Origin of the sequence: Amycolatopsis sp. GM8, from assembly GCF_021653975.1 — a bacterium.
GTDB lineage: Bacteria > Actinomycetota > Actinomycetes > Mycobacteriales > Pseudonocardiaceae > Amycolatopsis_E.
The window spans coordinates 1,036,814-1,060,112 of sequence record NZ_JAJKFK010000002.1 but is presented as its reverse complement, the minus strand read 5'-3'; the positions used below and the strand labels follow the sequence as shown (position 1 = coordinate 1,060,112).

Sequence of the window (23,299 nt, the reverse complement as noted above, 5' to 3'; positions counted from 1 at the left end):
TGCGGCGGGGTCCAGGGGCCCCGCCGCAGACCGAAGAAAAACCTAGCGCTGAGCCGGAATCTGACCGTCGTCGTCCGGCAGCAAACCGAGCATGTCCAGCAACAGGGCACAGTCCTCGGCATCCGTCGCGCCGGCCGCGACAGCCAGCCGCGCCCGCCGGACCTGATCGTCCGACACCCGAGGCGCGTCAGCCTGACCCGCGCGCTGCGCGGGCAGCCCGCCCATCCCGCCGCTCGCGTCGCCACCTTCGTACCGAAGGAGGAACTGTCGCACTTCCACAGACCCGCTCATAGCTCCTCCTAAAGCTTCGTACTAGCAACTGGCCGCGAGGCTAGCTACAGAAATAACGGCGCCACAGCCCCCCGCCGAGTGAACCTGCCCCACGGCGATGCCCACTCAGAGCCACGAAGCGACATGAACAGGCAGCGACCGCGAGATGACGTTCCGCCCGACTTTTTCCCGTTCACCACTCGCGAACACGGCCGCACTCATGTAACAATCGAGGTGCTGACACACCCCCGGTCAGCGCCTGTGGAGATCCCCTCCGGCCCCCGCGTTCCTCCCCCTGGCGCGGGGGCCTCTCCTCCTCTACTCACCGCTTTGCGGTTTCGCGTTTTCCTTGCTTTGACCCGGGGGCCGAGCCCCCGGACCCCCGCGGTGCGAGCTCCTCGCCCTGGCGAGCGTGGGCGCTTCTGATGACACCAGCAAATTGCGGCTGCGCCGGAAGTTCACGAGAGGTCGGCTTGGTGGGTTGGGTTTTGCCATTTCTGGCTTGGTGAGCTGGGGGGATTACGTTGGGGAGGGTGGGGATTGCGCTATGTGGGTGCATGGTGACCGGGGTGGAGTAATCGAATGGGGGTTTGGCGTGTGGTCTGGGTCACAATGGGGGGTCTTGCGTGACGCAACCGTTATCGTGGGGCCGTGCCTCTCCCATCACTAGGACGTCGCGGTAACACGAGAACTGATCTCAAGGCAGTGAACGCCCCCAACCCCGGGCGGCACCGGAACACGCCCACCCGGGAAGCCGACGGTGCTGTCGAGGACCACGAGCTGACCAGCTACCTGGCCGCCCTCGCGCCCGAGACCGCCACCGGACCCGAGAGCACGGGCACCGGCAAGCGGTTCGGCGAGGCGCAGGTGTACCAGCTGCGCATGAACCTCGTCGCCAGCTCCCAGCTGCGCGACCTCGCCGAAGAGCGCGGGACCTCCCCGCAGGCCTTGGCCCGTGACTGGGTCCTCGAGCGCCTCTCCTGGGAGGCGCAGTCCGCGTCCGCCCAGCGGCGCCAGTTCGCCGACCACACCGGAACCAACACCACCGACCAGCACCACTTCGACAAGAACTGGTCCTGACCCCGCCCGACAAGTCGCCGATTCCCCCGTCGGCGCACCGAAAACCCGACCCGTACAACGAACAAGCCCCCGGCGGGAAAATCCCACCGGGGGCTTGCGACGTTCATGCAGGGAGCGTGTCAGATGACGCGCACCTTCTGGGCCTGCGGACCCTTCTGGCCCTGCCCGACCTCGAACTCAACACGCTGGTTCTCTTCGAGGGTGCGGAAGCCGCGCCCATCGATCTCCGAGTAGTGCACGAAGACGTCGCCTTCACCGCCGTCCTGCTGGATGAAGCCGAAGCCCTTCTCGGCGTTGAACCACTTCACAGTGCCTTGCGCCACCGCTTTACTCCTCGTTACATCCGCATCGAGCGCCGCCGCGACGGCACCCGGGCCGCCCCGGGCGGTTCCAACGAGACGAGCAAAGAGCGCGTGTCCGGCTCATGGCTCGCGTCAGAAGTTCCGCGAGTGTGAAGCCACGAACACGCAAAACGACGGCCTAGAGGGCAGCGTACCGGGATCTGGCGAAATCGAAAGACCTTCAACGCCCGTTCTTCGATGTCACCGGAACGTCGTACGGCGCGCTCCGCGCCGCCGGCCGGTCTGCCCGATAGGCTGATGATCTGTGCCGCTGCACGCAAAGTAGTGATTCGCATCACCCAAATGGGTGTCAACGTGGGCAAGCCGGCGCACGTCTTTGGGGCAAAAGGGGAAGGGGCACCCACCGGTGAGAGCACTCAGGACCAAACGTCGTCTACCTGCCGCGTTGATCGCGCTGGGCCTGGCCGCCACGCTCGGGCTCAGCGCCTGCACCAGTGATCCGGCGCCGGCCCCGGTGGCCGGAACCCCGAGTCCGGCGGGCAGTGGCGCCGTCGAAGCCAAGCCGGCCACCCTCACCCTCCAGCCCGCCGCCGGCGCCGCGAACATCGCGCCCGGCGACCCGGTCAGCGTGTCCGTCGCCGACGGCACGCTCCAGACGGTCACCCTCACCAACGCCGACGGCAAGCAGGTCGGCGGCGAGCTCGCCGCCGACAAACACAGCTGGACGGCCACCGAACCGCTCGGCTACGGCAAGACCTACACCTGGTCCGGCACCGCGGCCGGCGGCGACGGCAAACCGGTGCCGGTCGCCGGCCAGTTCAGCACCGCGACCGCGAAGCGCCAGATCTCCGCCAGCCTCAACGTCGGCGACGACCAGACCTACGGCATCGCGATGCCGATCGCGCTGACCTTCTCGAGCAAGGTCCCCGACCGGGCGGCCGCCGAGAAAGCGCTTTCCGTCGAGACCACGCCAAAGACCGAAGGTTCGTGGGCGTGGCTCTCGGACACCCAGGTGCACTGGCGCCCCAAGGAATACTTCCAGCCGGGCACCAAGGTGGTCGTGACCGCGAAGATCTACGGGGTCAGGATCGGCGACGGCGTCTACGGCAAGCAGGACGTGACCTCCTCCTTCACCATCGGCCGCTCACAGATCGTCCGCGGCGACACCCGCACCCACCGCATGCAGGTCATCCGCGACGGGCAGCAGATCGCGGACTACCCGGTCAGCTACGGGCTCGACTCCGACCCGGGCCGCGTCACGCACAGCGGCATCCACGTCGTGATGGACAAGCACCCGGTGTACTCGATGAGCAACCCGCGCTACGGCTACACCGACGTGAACGTGCCGTGGGCGGTGCGCATCTCCAACAACGGCGAGTTCATCCACGGCCTCTCCGCGTCGGTTTGGGCCCAGGGCAAGAAGAACATCTCGCACGGCTGCCTGAACCTGTCACCGGCCAACGCCAAGATCTACTACGACAGCGTGCTCATGGGCGACCCGGTGGAGATCACCGGCAGCACCCAGCAGCTGACCACCAAGGACGGCGACTACTCGGACTGGACCTACGCGTGGCAGGACTGGACCAAGCTCTCCGCCCTGAACGCCTGAGCGAAAGTTTTCGCTAAAGCACGTGGCCGTCGAGGTTTTCCTCGGCGGCCGGCGTGTATTCGACCCGCTCGGTGATCGCCTGCTCGTCCAGGAATGCCGGTACCGGGATCAGTTGCTGGGTCATGTCGTCGAGTAGCCGCGCGGCATCCGCCATGCCGGGGGCCTCGTTGCGGTCGGTCATCGCCGCCCTCTCCTCGCTTGCGGTGTCCCCATCTTGCCGTGGCCGAGATCACGACTCAACGCCAGGTTCCCCTGAAATACCCGGCAGTCGGTGAACGATGAACAACCGGGACCAGGAATTGGTCCCGGCCAATACCGTTCCGGCGCGCTCGCCGGACGACATCGGAAGAGGAGGAAGTCCATGGTGTTCACCGTGCTGCTCGTGGAAGGTGGCCTGGCGTTGGGTATCTCGGCGGTGCTGGCGGCGTGGTCGCGACGCCACTTCGCTCCCCGCCCCACGGCCGAATAAGTAAGACGAGCAAGGGCCGCGCCACCTTCGGGAAGCGCGGCCCTTTTCCGTTGCGGGCTCAACTGGTCGCGGCGCGCAGCCCCTGCGCGGGCGCGGTCTGGACCTCGATCCGCGACATCGGCACCCGTGCCGTCTCCGGGATCCGGAGGATCGGCACCAGCGCGATCGCGGCCGCGATCATCAGGTAGAACGCCGGCCAGTCCTCGTTGCCCGTGCTGTGGATCAGCGCCGTGACGATCACGCCGCAGGTACCACCGAAGATCGACGTGGACACGTTGTACCCGATCGCGAACGCGCCGTAGCGCACTCGCGTCGGGAACATCGCCGGGAACGTCGAGCCGATCACCGCGAGCATCAGCACCAGCAGTAGCGCCACGATGCCGAACCCGACGACCAGCAGCGCCGTGTTCCCGCTCTGCATCAGCTTGATACTCGGGTAGCTCAGCACGATGTATCCGATGGCCGCGGTGAGCAGCAACGGTTTCCGGCCGATCCGGTCCGACAGCGCGCCGAGCGGCGCGATCAGCGCCATCTGCACGATCTCGACACAGATGATGATCAGTGTCGACGTGTTGTCGTTGATCTTCAACGTATCCGTGAAGTACGTCGGCATCGTGGTGAGCAGCATGTAGTCCGCGATGTTGAGCAGCAGCACGATCCCGATGAGGTTCAGGATCATCTGCCAGTTCTGCGTCAGCGTCTCGCGTAGCGGCGCCTTCTCCGCCTTCTCGCCGGCCTTCTCCAGCCGCTTGAACTCCGGTGTGTCCTCGAGCTTCGACCGCAGGTACAACCCGACCAGGCCGAGCGGCAGCGCGACGAAGAACGGGAGACGCCAGGCCCAGCTCTCGACCTGCTGGGCGGTGAACGACAGCGTCACCGCGAGCACGACGAGGTTGCCCAGCACGTATCCGGACAGCGTGCCGAACTCGAGGAAGCTGCCCCAGAACCCGCGCCGGCGGGTCGGCGCGTACTCGGCGATGAACGTCGCCGCCCCGCCGTACTCACCACCGGTCGAGAAGCCCTGGATCAGCCTCAGCAGCAGGACCAGGATCGGCGCGCCGATCCCGATGCTGTAGCTGCCCGCGTACGTCGGCAGGACGCCGACCAGGAACGTACAGCCGGACATCAGCAGGATCGTGATCGCCAAGACCTTCTGGCGGCCGAGCTTGTCGCCCAACGGGCCGAAGAACGCTCCGCCGAACGGCCGAACCACGAAACCGATCGCGACGAGTGCGAGCGATTTCAGGACCGCATTCCCCTCACCAGGGAAAAAGACGGTGCCGATAGCGGTGGCGATCGCACCCGAGGTGAACACACCGTAGTCGAACCATTCGGTGGCGTTACCCATTGCCGACGCGATAACCGCCCGTTTGACCGTTCTCTGGTCGACTTCCGTGTTCTGAGCCGCTGCTTCTGTCATACGCCCCGACCTCCTCATCCACAGTTCCGTACCCAGCGGTCAAAGTTGCGACCCTAGTGGCTTCTTCGCCATGGATGGTTATTTTCCCGCTTCTCGTGTTTCTTGTCTCTTCGAGATCGGGGGTGGATTGGTAACTTGAGCCAATGAGTGAGCGCAAGCCGGCGCCATGGCCGCCGGTGGAGACGGAATTGCCGGTCCCCCATCCCGACGCCCCACCGCCGGGCACGAAGTTCCCGACCCACTACGACCAGTGCTTCGGCTGCGGCACCCTGGACGGCGGCCTGCACATGCGGGCCACGATGGGCGAACAGGCGCGGGTGCACAGCCAGTTCACGGTGACCGAAGCCCACCAGGGGGCGCCGGGACTCGCCCACGGCGGGCTGCTGGCCTGCGCGTTCGACGAGGCGCTGGGCGCAGCCGTTGGCCAGCTGCTGCGCCGGCCCGCGGTGACCGGCAAACTCGAAACCGACTTCCTGCGCCCGGTGCCGGTCGGCTCGACGTTGTTCATCACGGCCAAACTCGACGGGATCGCCGGCCGCAAGCTCTACGCCAGCGCGGAAGGGCGGCTCGACGCCGAGGACGGGCCGGTCGCGCTACGGGCCCGCGCGCTGTTCGTCGAGGTCACCTTCGAGCATTTCACCACGCACGGCGCGCCGGACGCGCTGCAGAAGTTCACGCAGGCGGACCAGATCAACCCCTAAGTGAGCGTCCGCGGCCGGATCTCGTTCGCGCGGTCGACCAGGTCGATGCGGTCCGCCGAGGTGTGCGCCAGCCTGGCAAGCGAGCGGTAGCAGCGTTCCAGTCCGAATCGGACGTCCCGTTCGGACAGTGCGCAGCCCAGCACCTTCGTCGGCGTCCGGTGGCCGGGCGGGGCGGCGCGCACCCACTGGAACGCGGCTTCGAGCACCTCGGCGGACAGCTTCGTCCGGCTCTCCGCGTCGAGACTCAGCCGCTCCAGCCGCGTGCCCGCGTCGACGAGATCCCCTTCGCTGACCGAACCGTTGCCCGTCGCCCGCGTCTTGATCTTGATCGCCGCGATCTGCGCGGCGGCGTAGTGCGTCGACGAGGACGGCACCGATTCGAGCACCTCGACCGCGCCCGCACGGGCGCCCTGCGCGAGATACACCCGCGCCAGGCCGAAAGCGGCGCTCACGTAGCTGCGGTCGCTGCGCCACACGAGCTCATAGAGCCGCGACGCCGCGAAGTAGTCACCGACGCCTTCGGCGCTCACCGCGAGCGCGAGCTTCGGCGCGATCTCGCCGGGCAGATCGTCATACACGGCTTCGAAAGCCACCTGTGCGACGCGCTGGCGCCCACCGGCCAGCTCGATCAGCCCGCGGTGCCAGTCGATCCGCCAGTCGTGCGGGTACCCGGCGCGGATCGCGAGGTACTGCGCGGCCTGCAGCTGCCGGCCCGCCTCCGCCAGCTCACCCAGCTCGATCCGCGCGCGGACGATGCGCAGCCGCACCTCGATCGACTGGCGCGGGGCGGCGATCAGCGCGTCGATCGCGCCCTTCGGGTCCAGCGCCGTGGTCGTGGCCAGCAGACCGGCCGCGGCGTCGCTCGTGTCGACCTGCGGGATCGGCAGTCCCCCGACGACCTCGTCGCCCTTGGGCAGCGGCATCGGCTGTCCCGGTTCGGGCACCACGATGTCCATCCCGAACGTGTTGGTCTCCGGACCGAACACAGTGGACACTCCGGGCCGCGCTTTTCCGGTGCCCATGGCCATGATCTCGCGCAGCACGCCGGCGAGCTGATCGGCCATGTCCTCGGCGGTGATGAACCGGCGGTCCGGGTCGCGGTGCGTCGCGCGCTTGAGGAACCGGTGGTACGAACCGAAAAGCTTGAACAGCGGGACCTCGTCCGCGCTCGGCAGCGAGTCCTTGAACCGCGTGGTGTAGCCGTTGAACTCGAAGCTCAGCACGGCCAGCGTGCGGCCCACCGTGTACAGGTCGGACGCGACCGAGGCGCCCTGCGTGGCCAGCTCCGGCGCGCTGTAGCCGGTGGTGAAGAACAGCGGGCTCGAGTAGTCGTCGAGCCGCCGCACCGCGCCGAGGTCGATCAGCTTGAGCTGCTCGTGGGTCTGGATCACGTTGTCCGGCTTGAGATCGCAGTACAGCAGGTTCTGGCTGTGCAGATACCCCAGCGCGGGCAGGATCTCCAGCCCGTAGGCGATGACCTGGCCGATCGGCAGCGGATCCGGGCGGCCCGCCCTGCGGTAGTTCGCGAGCGCCAGCTGCCGCAGCGACTGGCCGCCCACGTACTCCATCACGATGTAGCCGACCGAGTGCCCGGTGCGCGCGTCCGGATGCTGGACGAAGTTGTAGATCTTGACGATGTTCGGGTGCTCGACCTCGGCGAGGAACCGGGTTTCGTTGACCGCCGCGGCCATCGCGGTCGCGTCGCCGGTGTCGATCAGTCCTTTGAGGACAACCCAGCGGTCGTTGACGTTGTGGTCCTGAGCGAGGTAGATCCAGCCGAGCCCACCGTAGGCGATCGCGCCGAGCACCTCGTACTGCCCGCCGACCAGATCACCGGGGTGCAGCTTGGGCAGGAACGAGTACCGCGTGCAGCACTTCCCGCAGACGCCCTCGGGCCCGGCGTCACCGCGGCCGACCTTCGCGGAACAGTTGCCGCAGTAGCGTTTTTCCTCCGACACCATCGGATTCGCGAGTACCGCGGATGCCGGGTCGCGGTAGGGCACCGGCGGCACTTCGACCAGCCCCAGCCCCAGCCGCCCGCGCCGCGAGGTCCGCCGGCCGGTGCGCCGCGAGGTGCCGGGGAACGCGCCGGACCCGGTGCCGGGACCCGTGCCGGGGCCGCTGCCGGAACCGGTGTGCCGGCCGCTGGACGTCTCCGGCAGGACGCTTTCCGTGCCCGGGTCCGGCAGCACGCCCGGCCCGCTGGACTCGGGCGGCGGCTGCGGCGGCGCGATGCTCGTGGTCGGCGGCGGGGTGGCGAGCACGCTGGTCGGTTCCGCCTGCGGGGGCATCGGTGGCTGCGCCGGGCGGATGTAGCGCGTCGCCTCGACCGCTGACTGGTCGAGCCGGCCGGAGATGGGCTCGTTGTCGGACATCGACATCCTCACTGGTACGAGACGGACGGCGGGCCGGCGGGCCCGAGCACCGGTGCGACCCACGCGTTGTAGTTCTGCTGCCAGACGCCGCTGCCGCGGACGTTCTCGAGCACGGAGTTGACGAACCGGACCATGTCGTCCTGGCCCTTCGGGATGCCGACACCGTAGTTCTCCTGCGTGAACCGGGCGCCGACGACCTGGACGTTCGGGTCCTGTTTGGCCATGCCGGCGAGGATCACGTCATCGGTGGAGATCGCCTCGACCTGCCCCTGCTGCAGCAGCACCAGGCAGTCCGACCAGTTGCTGACCGATACCGGGACCGGCTTCGACGGCGCCTGCTGGATCGCGGCCATCGAGGTGGAACTCTTTGCGGCACAGACCTTTTTGCCGCCGAGGTCGGCCAGGCTGGTGGCGGGGGAGTTGCTCGGGACGAGCAGCCGCTGGCCGGCGACGTAGTAGGTCGAGGAGAAGTCGACGTCGTTCAGCCGTGCGCAGGTGATGCTGTAGGTGCGGACCACGATGTCCACCGCGTGCGAGCGCAGCACGTTTTCCCGCTCGGACGACGGAATCGTCGTCCACTGCACATGGCCGACCCAGGTGCCGAAGATCGCGTCGGCGATCTGCTTGACGATCTCGATGTCGAAGCCTTCGAGCTGGCCGTTGGCGGGGTTGAGGAAACCGAACAGGTAGGTGGTCTGGTCCACACCCGCGATCAGCCGGCCGCGCTGGCGGATCGCGGCCATGGTGGACCCGGAGGTGATCGCCGAGCTCGGCGAAAGGCTGCGCGTATCGCAGTTCGCCGAGGCCGCGCCGGCGTTGATCTTGTCGGCGCCGCTGACGTTCGCCGGCTCCGGCGGGCGCACGGCCCCCACCGGCGCCGGATCGACCGGGGTGCCAGCGCTGCCGCAGCCTGCGACGAGCAACGCCACCGCCACCAGCGCGGCGGCGATTCTGCGATGTCTGATCACCGGTACTCCCTCAGGCGGTCACGAATGCCACGTCGAAACGCTTTCCGATCACCGGTACTCCCGCAGGCGGTCGCGGATGCCGATGGTCGCGCCACCCGCGGCGATCACCGACAGCACGGCGACGCCCGGGGCCAGCAGGGTCAGCGCGTCGCCGGCACCGCTGGTGCTGTCGAGGAAGTTCTGGCGGCCGATGTCGATCGCGGTCACGAGCGCCTGGTCCACTTTCGCGAACGAGGCGGCCGCGCCGTCGGGTGCCGTCGGGTCGACCGCTTCGCGGACCGCGTCGCCGTAGTTGCCGCTGTCGTCCTTCGCGCGGATGTCCTTGTGGACCTGCAGCCAGGTGTTGCTGGTGTTCTGCGCGATCGCGATCTGCTCGGCGGCCTTGCCGGTCATCAGTTCATGCGCCTGCGCGAGGTATCCGGTCAGCAGCGGGCCGAGCTTCTTGTAGTCGTCCTCGTAAGTGACGCCGTCGCCGCGGGCGACGAGCGTGATCAGCTCGTCGGCGCGGGCCTGGACCGCGGCGCTGCGCGCTCGCACGAGGATGTCGACCGGGTGGCTGCCGTCGTCGCGGCCGGCGCTGACGAGTGTGCTCTGGATGATCAGGGCGACCGCGCCCCACAGCAGCACGACCGCCATCGCGCCGGTCGCGACGACGAGCCCGACGTTCAGCAACCGGTTCGTCCGGCGGGTCAGGTAGACCTGTGTCACGACGAGCGCGGCGATCACGGCCACGAGCAGAACCGCGCTGAACCACGGAAAACCGCTGGCGTCGTCCTGCTCGGCGCTCAACCGGCCAGTGTCGATGTTGTAGAGGTCGGCGGCCGCGGGCAGGATGACCGTCCGCATGAGATTCGAGGCCTCGCGCAGATAGGACGCGCCGACCGGGAAGCCCTGCAGGTTGTTCGCGCGGGCCCGCTCGATGATGCCGGTGTAGACGGGAAGGTTCTGACTGAGGACGTCGACCTTCGCCGCGGCGTCGGCGTAGCCTTCGGAGTCCGACGCGGCCTTCGCGAGCGCGGCACCCGCGCGTGCGATGTCGAGGTCGTACCGGGCGCGCAGTTCGGGCGGTTCGGCGCCGATCACGAGGAACGCGTTGGCCGAGGCGGCGTCCGCGTCGGACAGTGAACGGTAGATCTCCTGCGACGCGGCGGTCAGTGGCTCGCGGTGGTCGGCCAGGTCGGTGATCGTGTCGCTCTTGCTTTGGACCGCGAAGGTCCCGACCACCCCGAAAACCACGACCAGCACGACGAGCCCGACGCCCATCGCGGTGAGCCGACCCGGGCTGCGGCGGACCGACCGGGTCACGCTGCGCCACGCTGTGACGGGCAGTTCGAGCAGGCCGGCGAGGCCGCTGCGCCCCGGTTCTCCGGCTGGTTCGGGCGCGGGTGCTTCCGGCACGGGTCCGCTCGGCGCCCCCGGCCGCACGGCGGTACTCGTCATGAAAATTTCCACCCTCCGCGTCACGTACCCGCATGAAGGTATCCGAGTGCCCACACCCCCCGCCATCGAGTCCGCAGTATTACCACAGCGACCCGACACGAACATCCACACGCCCACCCAACGCAACCACCGGAGGGGGGGTCCAGGGGGGCGAAGCCCTCCCTGGCGGGGGTTTGGGGGTCCGACCCCCAAAAGCTACGCGAAGTGGAAACGGCGAAGCGCCCCTGCGCGAGCAGGGGCGCTCCATCCACGAAGCCTCTTATGTCAGATGACGTTGACCGAGGTCGCCTGCGGGCCCTTCTGGCCCTGGCCGATCTCGAACTCCACCCGAGCGTTCTCTTCCAGGCTACGGAAGCCGTTACCCTGGATCTCCGAATAGTGCACGAAGACGTCGCCGCCACCGTTGTCGGGAGTGATGAAGCCGAACCCCTTCTCGGAGTTGAACCACTTCACAGTGCCCTGAACCGCCATAAAAACAATCTCCATATACTGCAAAGAAACAGAGCACCGCTGCGATGCCCCGGGTCACCGCAAGCGTGAGCAAAATCGAACACAAAAGCCTGAGACCGTGTTCAGTCAATCACAGATCGGTCTCCGACGCCAGCCGGTTCAACCGCTGCGGTGTGGGCCAGCGCACTTGCCACGCCCAGCCGAGCTTTTCGAAGATCCAGATCAGCCGCGCGGTGATGTCGATCTGACCGCGCTGGACCCCGTGCCGCGCGCAGGTCGGGTCGGCGTGATGCAGGTTGTGCCAGGATTCGCCGAACGAGAAGACGGCGAGCGGCCAGAAGTTCGCCGCCTTGTCCCGGCTGGCGAACGGCCGGTCGCCGATCATGTGGCAGATGGAGTTGACCGACCACGTCACGTGGTGCAGCACCGCGACCCGGACGAACCCGGCCCAGAAGAACGCCGTCACGCCACCCCAGACCGACCAGGTGATCAGTCCACCCAAGACACCCGGCAGCAGCAGGCTGGTGGCGACCCAGACCGGGAACAGCCGGTCGACGGCGCGGATGTCCGGGTCGGCGAGCAGGTCCGGGGCGAACCGCTCGGCGTTGGTCACCTCGCGCTCGAACAGCCAGCCCATGTGCGCGTGCCAGAACCCCTTGGCCAGCGCCCGCGCGCCGGTGCCGAACAGCCACGGCGAGTGCGGGTCGCCGACCCGGTCGGAGAACGCGTGGTGCCGCCGGTGGTCGGCGACCCAGGTGGTGGCCGGTCCCTGCGCCGACAGGTTCCCGGCGATCGCCAGCGCGATCCGGAGCGGGCGGTTCGCCTTGAACGAGCCGTGCGTGAAGTGCCGGTGGTACCCGGCGGTCACACCGAGCCCGGACACGGCGAAGAACAGCACGCCGAGCCCGATGTCCAGCCAGCTCAACCCCCAGCCCCAGGCGAACGGCACCGCCGCCGCGAGCGCGACCAGCGGCAGCAGCACGAACACCTTCACCAGCACATGTTCGGACAGCGAACGCGTACCGGAGATGATCGGTTTTGGTTTACGGACAGGGGTTTCTGTCACCATCGAGGAGTACCAATTTCGGATTTTGGGGAAATAGCAAGGAATCGCTGACCCTACGCGAGGCGGCGGGAAAAGGCGAGCATTCGGTGAATCGGCCACACACCGATCCCACAAGGACAGCTCAGGACGAGTGGTCCGACCGGAACAGCGCGCTGAGCCGCACATCGGGGTCGATCACGTCGGGGTCAGTGCGCACGTCGATCACGCTCGGCCGCTGGTGCCGCAGCGCGCGGCCGACCGTCGGTTCCAGCTGCTCGGGTGACTCGACGGTGTAGCCGACCGCGCCGAACGACCGCGCCCACGACGCGAAGTCCAGCGTGCCCATCGCCACCCCGGACAACCGTCCGTGCGTGCGCGCCTGGTGCATCGCGACGTCCCCGTTCAGCCCGTTCTGGCTGACGATCACGATGATCGGCGCGCGGTAGCGGACCGCGGTCTCCAGCTCCTGCCCGGTGGTCATCAGGCTGCCGTCGCCGACCATCGCGATCACGGTGCGCTGCGGCGCCGCGAGCTTCGCCGCGACCGCCGCCGGGACCGCGTAGCCGAGCCCCCGGTCGGCCGGCCCGAGCTGGGTGTGCGGCTCGGTGAAGCACCAGTAGCGGTGCACGAAGCTCGCGAAGTTGCTGGAATCGCTGGTGACGATGGTGTCCTCGGGCACCACCTTGCGCACCGCGCGCACCACCTCGGCCGGGTGGACCAGGACACTCTCGCGGGTGTCGGGCGGGGTCATGAACGTGTGGGTGGCCGCGTTGGCGGCCGAGCTGCGCCGGGTGCGCGGGGCCGCGACGGTGCTCAGTTCCCGCAGGAACGGCGCGATCTCGGTCTCGATGCGGAAGGTCAGGCCGCGGCGGCGGCTCGGGATCAGCCCGGTGCCGATCACGACGAGCGTCTGGCTCGGCGACGGGTAGCGGTAGTTCTGGGTGGTGACCTCGTCGAGCCGTGTGCCGACCGCGAGCACCAGGTCCGCCCGGTCGAGGGCGTCGAGCTGCCGGGCGGGGATCCCGACGCCGAGGTGACCGGCGTAGCGGGCGTGGTTCTCCGGGAAGGCGTCCTGGCGGCGGAACGCGTTGTACACCGAAAGCCCGAGCTGCTCGGCGACCGTGATCAGCTCGTCGCGGGCGGGTCGGACGCCGCTGCCCGCGATCACGACCGGGTAGCGCGCGTCGGCCAGCAGGCCCGCCACCTCGTCCGCGGACCTCAGCAGCGCCCCGGTGCGCTCCGGCCGCGATGCGGGTTGGGGCACGGCCGCGTCGAACGGCGCGACCCAGAAGTCGTCCGGCACCGTGAGCACGGCTGGGCCACGGCGGCCACGCTGGACCTCGCCGAGCGCCTCGGCGAGCAGGGTGGGCACCTCCGCGGCGACCTCGGCCCGCGCGATCCACTTCGCGTACGGGCGGAACAGCCCGAACAGGTCGAGACCGTCGGCAGCGTCACCGGTGAGGTTCACCGACGGCCGGTCGGCCAGCAGCACGACCAGCGGGGTCTCGTCCTGGAACGCCGTCTGCACGCCGACCAGCAGGTTCAGCACGCCGGGGCCGCGCATGCCGAGCAGTACCGCGGGCTTGTCGCGGAGCTTGCCCTCGGCCTCGGCCATGAACGCGGCGCCGGCCTCGTGCCGGGCGGTGACGAGGGTGAGCGGGCCTTCGAACTGGAGGATGTCGATGAGTTCGAGGAATGAGTCACCAGCCACGGTGTACGCGCGGTGTACCCCCGCGTCGCTCAAGACCCGGACCGCCATCCGCGCCACGGTCCATACGTGCTGATTCGTGATGGATCAAGGTAAGCAACCTTTACTAGCCCGGTCAAGTGAAGGGGCGGTATCGACAGTGGACCCCGGTCACCTCTGAGTAGAGCCTCTGAGTGGCCCGGTCGAGGGCAAGCTGCGTGACCCTCCGGACTACTCTCGGTTCGTGATTCCGGGTTACGCGGTGACCGTGGCGGTGGCCTCGCTGGTCGTCGCGGCGTGGAGCTTCCTGCTCGCCGCACGGAACCGGGAACCGCAGCGTGCGCTGCTGATCGCGCTGGCGGTCGTCGAGGTGCTGGTGGTCGTGCAGCTGGTGATCGGGGTCGTGCTGCTGATCGGCGGCGGCCACCCGGGCAACCTCGTGACCTACCTCGCGTACCTGATCGGCGCACTGATCATCATCCCGGCCGGCGCCGCGTGGGCGCTCGCCGAACGCAGCCGGTCGAGCACGGTGATCCTGGGCGTGCTGTGCCTCGCGATCCCGGTCATGGTGCTGCGGCTGAACGAGATCTGGGGAGGCGCGCGTGCCTGAATCGAGGAACACCGCGACGGGTCCCGGCCGGATCCTGGTCGCCGTGTACGCGATCTTCGCGCTGGCGGCCACGTCGCGGGCGGCCGTGCAGATCGCGACGAAGTTCCACGAAGCGCCGCTCGCGTACGTGCTGTCCGCCGTGGCCGCGGTGATCTACATCATCGCGACGGTGGCGCTGGCGCGCCGGGGCACGACGTCGTGGCGGGTCGCGCTGGTGTGCCTGTCGGTCGAGCTGCTCGGCGTGCTGACCGTCGGCACCCTGAGCGTCTTCGACAGCGAGGCCTTCCCGGACGCGACCGTGTGGTCGGGCTACGGCGAGGGGTACCTGTTCATTCCGTTGGTGCTGCCGGTGATCGGCCTGCTGTGGCTGCGGCGCACAGCCCGCGTCTCGCAATGACGGATGACATCTGCTGGCTGACCGCGACCGGGCTCGCCCGGGCGCTGCGCCAGCGGGAACTGTCCGCGCGCGAGGTGGTGGCCGCGTATCTGGACCGGATCGACCGGGTGAACCCGGTCGTCAACGCGATCGTGACCCTGCTTCCGGAGTACGCGCTCGAGCAGGCCGAGGCGGCCGACCGCCGGCTGGCCGCAGGTGAACCGATCGGGCCGCTGCACGGAATTCCCATGGCGCACAAGGACACTCACGACACCGCGGGCATCCGCACCACCCACGGCTCGCCCGTGCTGCGGGACAACGTGCCCGAGGCCGACGCGCTGATCGTCGAGCGGCTGCGCGCGGCGGGCGTCATCACGCTGGGCAAGACGAACGTGCCGGAGTTCGCGGCCGGGTCGCACACCTTCAACCCGCTGTTTGGCGCCACCCGCAACCCGTACGCGCACGACCGCAGCGCCGGTGGCAGCAGCGGGGGTGCGGCCGCCGCGCTCGCCTGCGGGCTGCAGCCGCTGGCCGACGGCTCGGACCTGGGCGGTTCGCTGCGCAACCCGGCGTCGTTCAACAACGTCGTGGGCCTGCGCCCGACGCCCGGCCGGGTGCCCAGCTTTCCTGCCCCGGCGCCGTGGTCGACGATGTCCGTGCCCGGGCCGCTGGCGCGCACCGTCGCGGATGTCGCGCTGATGATGTCGGTGATCGCCGGGCCGGACGACCGCTCGCCGATCTCGATCAACGAGCCGGGAAGCGCTTTCACGGCACCGCTCGAGCGCGATCTCACCGGCCTGCGGGTGGCGTGGACTCCCGACCTTGGCGGCAGTTTCCCCGTCGAACCGGTGGTCCGGTCGACGCTGGAGTCCCAGCTGACGGTGTTCGAGGATCTCGGCTGCGTGGTCGAGGAGGCGAGCCCGGACCTCAGCGGCGCGGACGAGGTGTTCCGGACGCTGCGGGCCTGGCATTTCGACCTGTCGCTGGGTGACGTGCTGGACCAGTCGCGTGACCTGCTCAAACCGAGCCTGGTGGACAACATCGAGCAGGGCCGGCGGCTGCGCGGCACGGATGTCGCGCGTGCCGAAACGCTGCGGACCGAGCTGTTCCACGAGATGCGGCGGTTCTTCGGGCGGTACGACGTGCTGGCGCTGCCGGTTGCGCAGGTGCCGCCGTTCGACATCGATCTGGAGTACCCGGCCGAGGTCGATGGGGTGCCACAGCGCGACTACCTGGACTGGATGCGGTCGTGTTACTGCATCAGCGTGACCGATTCGCCCGCGCTGTCGGTGCCCGCCGGGTTCACCCCCGATGGCCTGCCGGTGGGCCTGCAACTGGTCGGCCGGCATCGCGGCGAGTTCGCGTTGCTGCAGGTCGGCCACGCTTTCGAGCAGGCGACCCGGTTCGGGTTGCGCCGCCCGCTAGCCGGCTGAGCGGAAACGCGCGGCGTGCGTCTCGGCCCATTGCCGGAAGGTGCGGGCGGGGCGGCCGGTCACGTCGGACACGTCCGGGTGAATGGTCGCCTCGTCGAGCGTCCCGTCGACGTAGAAGTTGAAGAAGGCGTCGATGTATTCGGGTGGTGTGCCCTGTTGTAGCTCGGCGCGGGTCTCGTCGTTGGACAGCTCCACGCAGCGCAGGTTCCGGCCGAGCACTTCGGCGAGGACGGCGACCAACTCGGCGGGCAGGAGTGATTCCGGGCCGGTCAGGTTGTAGATCCGGCCGTCGTGCCGTTCGTCGGTCAACGCCCGCGCGGCGACTTCGCCGATATCGCGCGGATCGACGCGCGCGGCCCGCACCTTCGGAAACTGCGCGCGGACCGTGTCGCCGGCCTGGAGCTGCGGGCGCCAGGCCAAGGCGTTGGACATGAAGGCCCGCGGGCGGAGGAAGGTCCAGGAGAGGCCGGAGGCCCGCACCGCGCGCTCGGTCAGCGTCATGTAGCGGGAGATGGCGTTGTCGAGGTCCTCGAGTTCGGCCGATCCACCGGACAACAGCACGACGCGCCGCACACCCGCTTCGCGTGCCCTGGCCAGGATGCTGTCCGAGTAGCCGGACATCAGGAAGATCCCTTGCACGCCTTGGAAAGCGTCGGTGAGACTGTCCGGCTCGCTGAGGTCACCGACGACAGGCTCGACCCCGTCCGGCAACGGCGCATCGGGCCGGTGAACCAGCGCCCGCACCCGCTCCCCGGCGTCGGCGAGCGCGCTGACCACTTCGGTACCGACGTTGCCGGTCGCGCCGGTGATCAGGAACATCGCTCTCTCCTCCGTGCCTCGTCGCGCGTCGGCCGCCGTAGGCCCGATCCCGTCCACATAGGACGCTCGCTTCTGCTGGCTGCGCGCCCGCGCCCCGTCGTGGACCCGGCCGCGCAGGCGGCAGGGGCCTAGCCGCTAGACTGCTCCATGAGGGGCGTTAGCTCAATTGGTAGAGCTGCGGACTTTTAATCCGTAGGTTCTGGGTTCGAGCCCCAGGCGCCCCACTCTCAGCCCTGGTCAGAGGCTCGGTGGACATCCGAGGCAAGATCATCTCCCCAGCTTATCCCCGCTTTTGGTCCTCGGACTGGTCATCCAATAGCCCTTCCAGAGCGGCCGCCGTCACCGAGTTGACCTACTTCCGGCCCAGATACACGTCCTGCGTCATGGACACCCTGGCATGCCCGACCTGGTCCGCGATGGGCCGGGTGGGCACGTCCGCGTCGTCCAGAGCCGTGGCCGTCGTCTTGCGGAACGTGTGCGAGGTGACCCACAAGAGCGGCGCGCAAGCGCGCCGCTGGGCCGTCCGGCCTGCCGCTCCGCTTCGGCCGGCGGCCCCGGCGGTTGAGCTACCACCGGACTCCAGCAGGTCCATCGTGGCGCGCACTTGTGCCATGCTCAGCCGGTGGCATCGGACTCGATCGGCGGCCTCAATGCGGACCTCGACTCGCTTCTCGTCCTGTTGGACGACGCCGACGAGCAACACTGGTCGCGATGGTTCCGAGCCGCGCGCCGGGACCTGTCTAACCGCGATGCCTACGGCCTCAGGCGCATCCTCCAAGCGTATGGCGGCATGGGCAGCTTCAACGACCTCGTGATCCACCCTCGGAACGGACATACGATCAGCCCTGATGAGGCCCGGCAGGTTAACGAACGCCTGGACACCCTGAGAACACAGATCTACCGCGTTGCTCACCAGCTCCGACGCGAGCAACCCAGGTGAAGCATCCAGACCGGGGAAACTGACCAACCGAAGGCAGATTCTTGTGATTGTTGGGTCCACCCGCGGGTACATCGAGCTGGACATCGACGGTCGGACGGTGCGAGTCCACGGCGAAGGCTTCCACGGAGAACTCGTTGACTACGTCCTCGACAGATCTTCGATCACGCATTGGAACGACGGCTCAGAAGTGACCGACAGTGAGCGCGAATCGATTCTCGATGACCTTCGCGCATCCGCTCTCCAACACGGCCTGACTATCGAGATTGAATGAGGTGCCCAGTCCGATGCTGCCTCCGGCGGCCGGGGCTCCGACCCGAACCCCGACACCGCTTCGGAAATCAGGGGAGGAGCCACCTCCGGTGATCTCCTCACGGCGCGCCCGCAGGTCAGAGGCACTTTCCACGCGCCGGGTATGGTTCCCAAGCTGAGAACGGACCAAGGAGTGATCAAGTGGCGTCGAGCCAGCAGCACCCGGCGATCTCTTCGAACTTGGCTCGCAGGGCCGACGTCAGCTCGTTTGGCTCTCGCTCCGCGACGAGGATTTCCGCTCCCGGCCCTGACCTGATCTCGCACCGGCTCGCAGGAAGGAACTCCAGCACCCAGAACGTGAGCCTCTGCACCTGGCGGTCGCTCAGCGTCAGGGCTGGGTCGTCGGCGACCAGTCTCAACACCGAAGTCACAATACCGGGCTGGCCACCAAGCAGCGTGCCGTTTTACGCCGCTAAACGGCGAGAAAGCAGGAGGGGCCCGAACGACCGGTGTTTGCAACAGTAAGCTGGCGCGGTCACGGGCAATGACCGGAACTCTCCGGTGTCAACCGACGAAGTTGATCTTGTACCCGGCAGGTTCTGGGTTCGAGCCCCAGGCGCCCCACCAAATCCACGCGCCGATGGATCCACCTGACTGACATCGACCAGATCGGTCTCGGCGATCAGATCCTTGCCCGGGCGTGGTGGATGGCTTCCAGCGCGAAGCGCGTCGTATCGCTGGCCGTCATGCGGGCGCCGGTACGGGTGCATTGGTTCAGTTCGGTGTGGCGCAAGTGCTGGCGGAGCCGGGCCGCCGCCTGGCGGAGTAGGCGGTCGTCGGCTCCATAGGCCGGGGTGGCGGCGTCTGCCGACCGCACGGCCGCGTGCAGGATTGCCGCGTCGTGCCAGGCACCGACGCGCATGAGCAGATCGACCAGGGTCCGCATGGTGACCCATTGCGGTGTCCACGACTCGGCTCGCTGCCACATCCCGATCACCCGCTGGTAGTGCCGCAACGCGGCGGCAGGGTTCTCGTTGCGGCCGTACAGGGTGGCCAGGCTGACTTCGATCAGTCCGCCGACGAGACGGTTCCCGGCTGTCTCGGCGTGTTCGGCGGCGAGTTGCAGCCGGCTGCGAGCCTCGTCCGGATCCGTGTCCGCGGCGATTTCGCCGGCGACCCACGAAGCGATCGCGAGTGCCGATGGCGCACCGGAAGCCGCAGCGGCTGTGTCCGCTTGCCGTGCGGCTCGGGTCGCCTCTGCGGTGTTCCCGCTGTAGGCCAGTGCCGCGCCGACGCTCGCGGCGTTCCAGGTCGCGTCGAGGAACGCGCCCGCCTCCATCGACAGCACGTACGCGGCGCGGTAGTCGTGTGCGGCTTGTTCGGGGCTGCCACCGTGGATGGCGATCTCGCCCGCCGCCTCCGGCAGGCGCCAGGCATGAACGGCGGGCTGCGCGCGTGCCGCCTCGGTCGCCGTGCGGGCCGCGGCCCGGGCCGCGGCGAGATCGCCGCGGAACACGGCGCCGACCGCCGCGGACGCGAGCGCGTCCGGCAGGTAACGCGCATGCGTTCCCGCGGCCGCGGCGGCACCGGTTTCGGCCCAGCGGAACACTTCGGACCGACCCCGCCACAACGCGTACCAGTGCAGCTCGGCGACGAGCGCGAGCTGCCGGCCCGTGTCGCGGCCGACGAGCCGATGGTGCGCCGCGCGCAGGTCGGCGAAATGCCGGTCCAGTACTCCCGCCCAGGTCGGCTCGGCCGGGCCACCCAACTCGTCCGCCGCCCGTGCGACGAGTTCACCTGCCCAGACAGCATGCCGGTCACGGACCGCGTCGAGCGTGCCGCCCTGTTCCAGGCGTTGCCTGCCGTGCGCGCGCAGCGTCTCCAGCATCGAGTACACCGCGCGGCTTTCGCCGCGGTCGACACGCACCATCGAGTGATCGGCCAGCCGCAGCAACGCTTCCAGCACGTCCTCGGGTGCCGCGTCGCCGCCGCAGACCGCGTGGGCGGCGGAGACGTCGAACGGGCCTTCGAAAACCGAAGCGCAGTCGAACACGCGCCGCTCCACAATGGACAGTCCACCGTAGGACCAGCCGATCAGAGCACGCAGGGAACGGTGGCGAGATTCCGTGGGACCGTCGGCGGCGATGATCCGGAAGCCACGACCGATGTTCTGCGACAGCTCCGCAACCGTCGTCCCCAGCAACCGCGCCGCGGCGAGCTCGATGGCCAGCGGCAAGCCGTCGAGACGGGCGCACAGCGCGGAAATCGCTTCGGACTCCTGAGCGCTCGGCCCGAAGTGCGGGACCACCGCACGAGCGCGGTCGACGAAGAGCCGAACCGCGGCGGCGTCCGGCCCGCTCGTGGCCAGCGGCGTCACCGGCCACAGATGTTCCCCGGTCACGCCCAGCCTGCGGCGGCTGGTGGCCAGGACGACGACCTCGCGGGTTCGGCGGAGCAGGAGTTCGGCCACGTCGGCGATCTCGGCCACGACCTGGTCGCAGTTGTCGATCACAAACAGCAGCCGCTGGTCCGCGAGGTGTGCACACAGCTGGTCGTCGAGACGGTGGAACGCGCGCTCGCCGAGACCGACCGCCGCCGTGAGGCTGCGGAGCACGTCGGCGCGACCTCGGGCCGACGCGAGATCACAGAATCGGACCCCGTCGTGCGGGTACCGGGAGGCGACCTCGGCGGCCAGTCGTGTCTTGCCCACGCCACCGGGGCCGTGCAGCGTCACCAGCCGCGCGGTACGCAGCAAAGCAGCCAACGCCGCACAGTCGTTTTCCCGCCCGACAAAGCTCGTCGCCGGCAGCGGCAGTGCCGCGGTCGCCGGCGCCGGGACAGCCGGTGACAAGCCGTGTCGCAGGATCTCGTATTCGATCCGGCGCAGCTCGGGCGACGGGTCCAGGCCGAGTTCGTCCGCCAGCCGGCGCTGCCACACGCGGTACGTCGTCAGCGCCTCGGTGGGCCGCCCGCCCTCGTACAGCGCTCGCATGAGCTGCCCGCGCGCCCCTTCGCGCTCAGGGTGAGCGGAAACGATGGCGCGCAGTGCCGCGATGGCTTCGTCGGCCTTGCCCAGCGACAGCAAAAGCTCCGCCCGCCGCTGTTCGGCCGCCACGCGCAACTCGTCCAGGCGTGCCGCGTCCGGCGCCGCCCACAGCCGGTCCCGGATCGTGTCGAGCGCGGGCCCGCGCCACAGGCCGAGAGCTTCGTCGACCAGAGCCAGCGCACGCTGCCCTCGCTCGGCCTCGGTCTGCGCGAACAGGTCTTCGAACCGGGCAGCGTCGAGCCGGTCACGTTCGAGCCGGATGAGATAGCCGCGATCCACGGTCGCCAGATCCGGACCGGCGGATCCCAGTGAGCGGCGGAGACGCGAGACCTGGTTGCGCAGCGCCGCGGCCGGGTTCACCGGTTGCGCGTCGCCCCAGACGATCTCGGCCAGCCGATCCGCGGGCACGGCCTGGTTCGGCGACAACAGCAACGCCGAGAGCAGAAGCCGCTGCCCGGCTCCCGCGAGCGGGATCGCACGGTCACCGACCAGCACCTCGGTCGGACCGAGGATCCCGTACCGGTGCACGACCACCGTTGCTCCTCCTCCGCGCGCCCGCCCGGACCTGACATGCCGGTGACACGATCGCGACAGCCGCCTCGCGCACAGTGGGCTGACCAGCTCGAATCACACACTGAGGATGCGGAAATGTCCAGTACGATCGTGGTTCCCGAATCGGTTCGCGCGGCGTTCACCGGGGACCTGCTCCACCCCGCGGACGCCGGGTACCAGGCGGCCCGCCGGGTGCACAACGGCCTCATCGACAAGCGGCCCGCCCTCATCGCACGCTGCCGTACCGTCCCCGACGTCGTGGACGCCGTCGAACTCGGGCGCACGCAGGCGAGTGAGACCTCCATCCGGGGTGGCGGTCACAATGTCGCGGGCTCAGCCGTGACCGACGGCGGCCTCATGATCGACCTCGCGCTGATGCGCGGAATCCGGGTCGACCCGGCCGCCCGCACCCTGTGGGCGCAGGCGGGAGTGACCTGGAAGGAATTCAACCGGGCCGCCGCCGTGTACGGCCTCGCGACCACCGGCGGGAACGTGTCGAGCACCGGCATCGCCGGCCTGACCCTCGGCGGTGGTGAAGGGTGGCTGATGGGCAAGCTCGGCCTGACCATCGACAACCTGTTGTCCGCCGAGGTCGTGACGGCTGCCGGCGAAATCGTCACCGCCAGCGCTACGGAGAACCCGGACCTGTTCTGGGCGCTGCGCGGCGGAGGCGGCAATTTCGGCGTCGTCACGTCGTTCGAATACCAGCTGCACCCGATACCCGAGGTCGACTTCGGGATGGTCGCGCACCCGGTCGAACGCGTCCGCGACGCCCTCGCGTTCTACCGCGAGTACACCGCGTCCGCGCCCGACGACGTGACCGCCGGGTTCACGCTCGCCGCGTCCCCCGACAATCCGTCGGACAAGCTGGTCATTCTCGTCGCCTGCCATTGCGGACACGACCGCGACGCCGCCGCGCGCGACCTGGAACCGCTTCGCCGGTTCGGGCCACCCATCGTCGACCTCATCGAAACCATGCCGTATTCGGCTGCCATCAGCGGCAGCGACGCGGGCTACCCGCGCGGGGCGTTCAACTACTGGAAGTCCGCGTTCCTCAGCGAGCTGACCGACGCCGTCGCCGAGGTCCTGGCCGAAGCGATCAAGCGGTGTCCGTCACCCATGAGCGGCCTGGCCCTGGTGCCCTATCTCGGTGCGGTGACCCGGGTCCCGCCCGATGCCACCGCGTTCGCCCACCGCTCGCCCGGCTACAGCCTGCTCATCGTCTCCCAATGGCTAGACCCCGCCGAGACCGAAGCGAACATCTCCTGGGCCAAGGAAACCTTCGAGCTGTGCACTCCCTATCTGGCCGACCGCCGATACGTCAACAACCTCCCGGCCGACGACGGACCCACACCACACGACATCTGGGGTGGCAACTACAAGCGCCTCACCGACATCAAACGCCGATACGACCCCGGCAACATGTTCCACCTCAACCACAACATCCCCGTGCACTGA

23 protein-coding genes and 1 tRNA gene are annotated in these 23,299 nt (G+C 68.8%); 10 read left to right on the top strand and 14 right to left on the bottom strand.

Translation table 11 applies throughout. From position 1 onward, the window contains the following. Positions 1-42 precede the first annotated feature (42 nt). On the bottom strand, positions 43-291 hold the full coding sequence (locus tag LOZ83_RS12635) for a hypothetical protein (protein ID WP_236790642.1): 249 nt from the start codon (positions 289-291) through the stop codon (positions 43-45). Positions 292-921: 630 nt separating this feature from the next. Between LOZ83_RS12635 and LOZ83_RS12630 the strand changes: the two genes are divergently transcribed. Then, a complete protein-coding gene (locus LOZ83_RS12630) occupies positions 922-1,350 on the top strand; it encodes a hypothetical protein (protein ID WP_236790641.1) in 429 nt (142 codons plus the stop codon). Positions 1,351-1,469: 119 nt separating this feature from the next. Here LOZ83_RS12630 and LOZ83_RS12625 read toward each other — a convergent pair whose 3' ends face one another. Continuing rightward, on the bottom strand, positions 1,470-1,673 hold the full coding sequence (locus LOZ83_RS12625; protein ID WP_236790640.1) for a cold-shock protein: 204 nt from the start codon (positions 1,671-1,673) through the stop codon (positions 1,470-1,472). Between the two features lie 385 nt (positions 1,674-2,058). On the opposite strand from LOZ83_RS12625, the gene LOZ83_RS12620 reads away from it, so the two are divergent. Continuing rightward, positions 2,059-3,261: an Ig-like domain-containing protein gene (locus LOZ83_RS12620; protein WP_236790639.1), complete on the top strand. Its 1,203-nt coding sequence runs from the start codon at positions 2,059-2,061 to the stop codon at positions 3,259-3,261. 13 nt (positions 3,262-3,274) lie between these two features. Here the strand turns inward: LOZ83_RS12620 and LOZ83_RS12615 are convergent, their stop codons facing one another. Together LOZ83_RS12615 and LOZ83_RS12610 are read right to left on the bottom strand one after the other, a co-directional pair. Beyond that, on the bottom strand, positions 3,275-3,442 hold the full coding sequence (locus LOZ83_RS12615; RefSeq protein WP_236790638.1) for a hypothetical protein: 168 nt from the start codon (positions 3,440-3,442) through the stop codon (positions 3,275-3,277). Between the two features lie 346 nt (positions 3,443-3,788). Then, on the bottom strand, positions 3,789-5,078 hold the full coding sequence (locus LOZ83_RS12610; RefSeq protein ID WP_236790637.1) for an MFS transporter: 1,290 nt from the start codon (positions 5,076-5,078) through the stop codon (positions 3,789-3,791). A gap of 215 nt (positions 5,079-5,293) precedes the next feature. On the opposite strand from LOZ83_RS12610, the gene LOZ83_RS12605 reads away from it, so the two are divergent. Then, positions 5,294-5,851 (top strand): PaaI family thioesterase, encoded by a 558-nt coding sequence (locus LOZ83_RS12605; protein ID WP_236790636.1) that lies wholly within the window; start codon positions 5,294-5,296, stop codon positions 5,849-5,851. Here the strand turns inward: LOZ83_RS12605 and LOZ83_RS12600 are convergent. The 6 genes from LOZ83_RS12600 to LOZ83_RS12575 all read right to left on the bottom strand — a co-directional run bounded on the left by LOZ83_RS12600 (position 5,848) and on the right by LOZ83_RS12575 (position 13,888). Continuing rightward, positions 5,848-8,226 (bottom strand): tetratricopeptide repeat protein, encoded by a 2,379-nt coding sequence (locus LOZ83_RS12600; RefSeq protein WP_374202655.1) that lies wholly within the window; start codon positions 8,224-8,226, stop codon positions 5,848-5,850. The two genes, LOZ83_RS12605 and LOZ83_RS12600, sit on opposite strands and share 4 nt — an antisense overlap. Before the next feature lie 8 nt (positions 8,227-8,234). Beyond that, positions 8,235-9,191 (bottom strand): glutamate ABC transporter substrate-binding protein, encoded by a 957-nt coding sequence (locus LOZ83_RS12595; RefSeq protein ID WP_236790791.1) that lies wholly within the window; start codon positions 9,189-9,191, stop codon positions 8,235-8,237. A 51-nt stretch (positions 9,192-9,242) separates the two neighbouring features. Beyond that, positions 9,243-10,634, bottom strand: coding sequence for a hypothetical protein (locus tag LOZ83_RS12590; RefSeq protein ID WP_236790635.1), 1,392 nt, complete (start codon positions 10,632-10,634; stop codon positions 9,243-9,245). A 264-nt stretch (positions 10,635-10,898) separates the two neighbouring features. After that, positions 10,899-11,105 carry a cold-shock protein gene (locus LOZ83_RS12585; protein ID WP_236790634.1) on the bottom strand — a complete coding sequence of 69 codons (207 nt, stop codon included), beginning with the start codon at positions 11,103-11,105 and terminating at the stop codon, positions 10,899-10,901. Between the two features lie 109 nt (positions 11,106-11,214). Next, positions 11,215-12,150 carry an acyl-CoA desaturase gene (locus LOZ83_RS12580; RefSeq protein WP_374202654.1) on the bottom strand — a complete coding sequence of 312 codons (936 nt, stop codon included), beginning with the start codon at positions 12,148-12,150 and terminating at the stop codon, positions 11,215-11,217. Positions 12,151-12,271: 121 nt separating this feature from the next. Further along, positions 12,272-13,888 carry a thiamine pyrophosphate-dependent enzyme gene (locus LOZ83_RS12575; RefSeq protein ID WP_236790632.1) on the bottom strand — a complete coding sequence of 539 codons (1,617 nt, stop codon included), beginning with the start codon at positions 13,886-13,888 and terminating at the stop codon, positions 12,272-12,274. Between the two features lie 172 nt (positions 13,889-14,060). Between LOZ83_RS12575 and LOZ83_RS12570 the strand changes: the two genes are divergently transcribed. From LOZ83_RS12570 to LOZ83_RS12560, 3 genes are read left to right on the top strand one after another with little or no spacing between them, the layout of a single operon-like run. Beyond that, complete coding sequence (locus tag LOZ83_RS12570; protein WP_236790631.1) at positions 14,061-14,426, top strand: hypothetical protein; 366 nt, start codon at positions 14,061-14,063, stop codon at positions 14,424-14,426. Further along, positions 14,419-14,823, top strand: coding sequence for a hypothetical protein (locus LOZ83_RS12565; protein ID WP_236790630.1), 405 nt, complete (start codon positions 14,419-14,421; stop codon positions 14,821-14,823). The genes LOZ83_RS12570 and LOZ83_RS12565 overlap by 8 nt, the downstream gene beginning before the upstream one ends. Beyond that, a complete protein-coding gene (locus tag LOZ83_RS12560) occupies positions 14,820-16,235 on the top strand; it encodes an amidase (protein ID WP_236790629.1) in 1,416 nt (471 codons plus the stop codon). Before LOZ83_RS12565 ends, LOZ83_RS12560 begins: the two co-directional genes overlap by 4 nt. Here the strand turns inward: LOZ83_RS12560 and LOZ83_RS12555 are convergent. Continuing rightward, positions 16,224-17,054, bottom strand: a complete 831-nt coding sequence (locus LOZ83_RS12555) for an NAD(P)H-binding protein (RefSeq protein ID WP_236790628.1) — start codon at positions 17,052-17,054, stop codon at positions 16,224-16,226. The two genes, LOZ83_RS12560 and LOZ83_RS12555, sit on opposite strands and share 12 nt — an antisense overlap. 151 nt (positions 17,055-17,205) lie before the next feature. Between LOZ83_RS12555 and LOZ83_RS12550 the strand changes: the two genes are divergently transcribed. Then, a tRNA-Lys gene (locus tag LOZ83_RS12550) sits at positions 17,206-17,278 on the top strand. Positions 17,279-17,406: 128 nt separating this feature from the next. On the opposite strand, the gene LOZ83_RS40730 is transcribed toward LOZ83_RS12550, so the two are convergent. Then, the gene (locus LOZ83_RS40730; RefSeq protein ID WP_374202653.1) at positions 17,407-17,667 is read right to left on the bottom strand and encodes a tyrosine-type recombinase/integrase; all 261 of its coding nucleotides are present in this window, start codon (positions 17,665-17,667) and stop codon (positions 17,407-17,409) included. Positions 17,668-17,676: 9 nt separating this feature from the next. Between LOZ83_RS40730 and LOZ83_RS12540 the strand changes: the two genes are divergently transcribed. Both LOZ83_RS12540 and LOZ83_RS40725 read left to right on the top strand, forming a co-directional pair. Then, positions 17,677-17,994 carry a DUF4911 domain-containing protein gene (locus LOZ83_RS12540; protein WP_236790627.1) on the top strand — a complete coding sequence of 106 codons (318 nt, stop codon included), beginning with the start codon at positions 17,677-17,679 and terminating at the stop codon, positions 17,992-17,994. Between the two features lie 43 nt (positions 17,995-18,037). Beyond that, positions 18,038-18,265, top strand: a complete 228-nt coding sequence (locus LOZ83_RS40725) for an Imm74 family immunity protein (RefSeq protein ID WP_374202652.1) — start codon at positions 18,038-18,040, stop codon at positions 18,263-18,265. 175 nt (positions 18,266-18,440) lie between these two features. Here LOZ83_RS40725 and LOZ83_RS12535 read toward each other — a convergent pair whose 3' ends face one another. Together LOZ83_RS12535 and LOZ83_RS12530 are read right to left on the bottom strand one after the other, a co-directional pair. Beyond that, positions 18,441-18,665 (bottom strand): hypothetical protein, encoded by a 225-nt coding sequence (locus LOZ83_RS12535; protein ID WP_236790626.1) that lies wholly within the window; start codon positions 18,663-18,665, stop codon positions 18,441-18,443. 260 nt (positions 18,666-18,925) lie between these two features. Beyond that, positions 18,926-21,823 carry a BTAD domain-containing putative transcriptional regulator gene (locus LOZ83_RS12530; protein ID WP_236790625.1) on the bottom strand — a complete coding sequence of 966 codons (2,898 nt, stop codon included), beginning with the start codon at positions 21,821-21,823 and terminating at the stop codon, positions 18,926-18,928. 114 nt (positions 21,824-21,937) lie between these two features. On the opposite strand from LOZ83_RS12530, the gene LOZ83_RS12525 reads away from it, so the two are divergent. Next, entirely contained in the window at positions 21,938-23,299 is a 1,362-nt protein-coding gene (locus tag LOZ83_RS12525) for an FAD-binding oxidoreductase (protein ID WP_236790624.1), read from the top strand.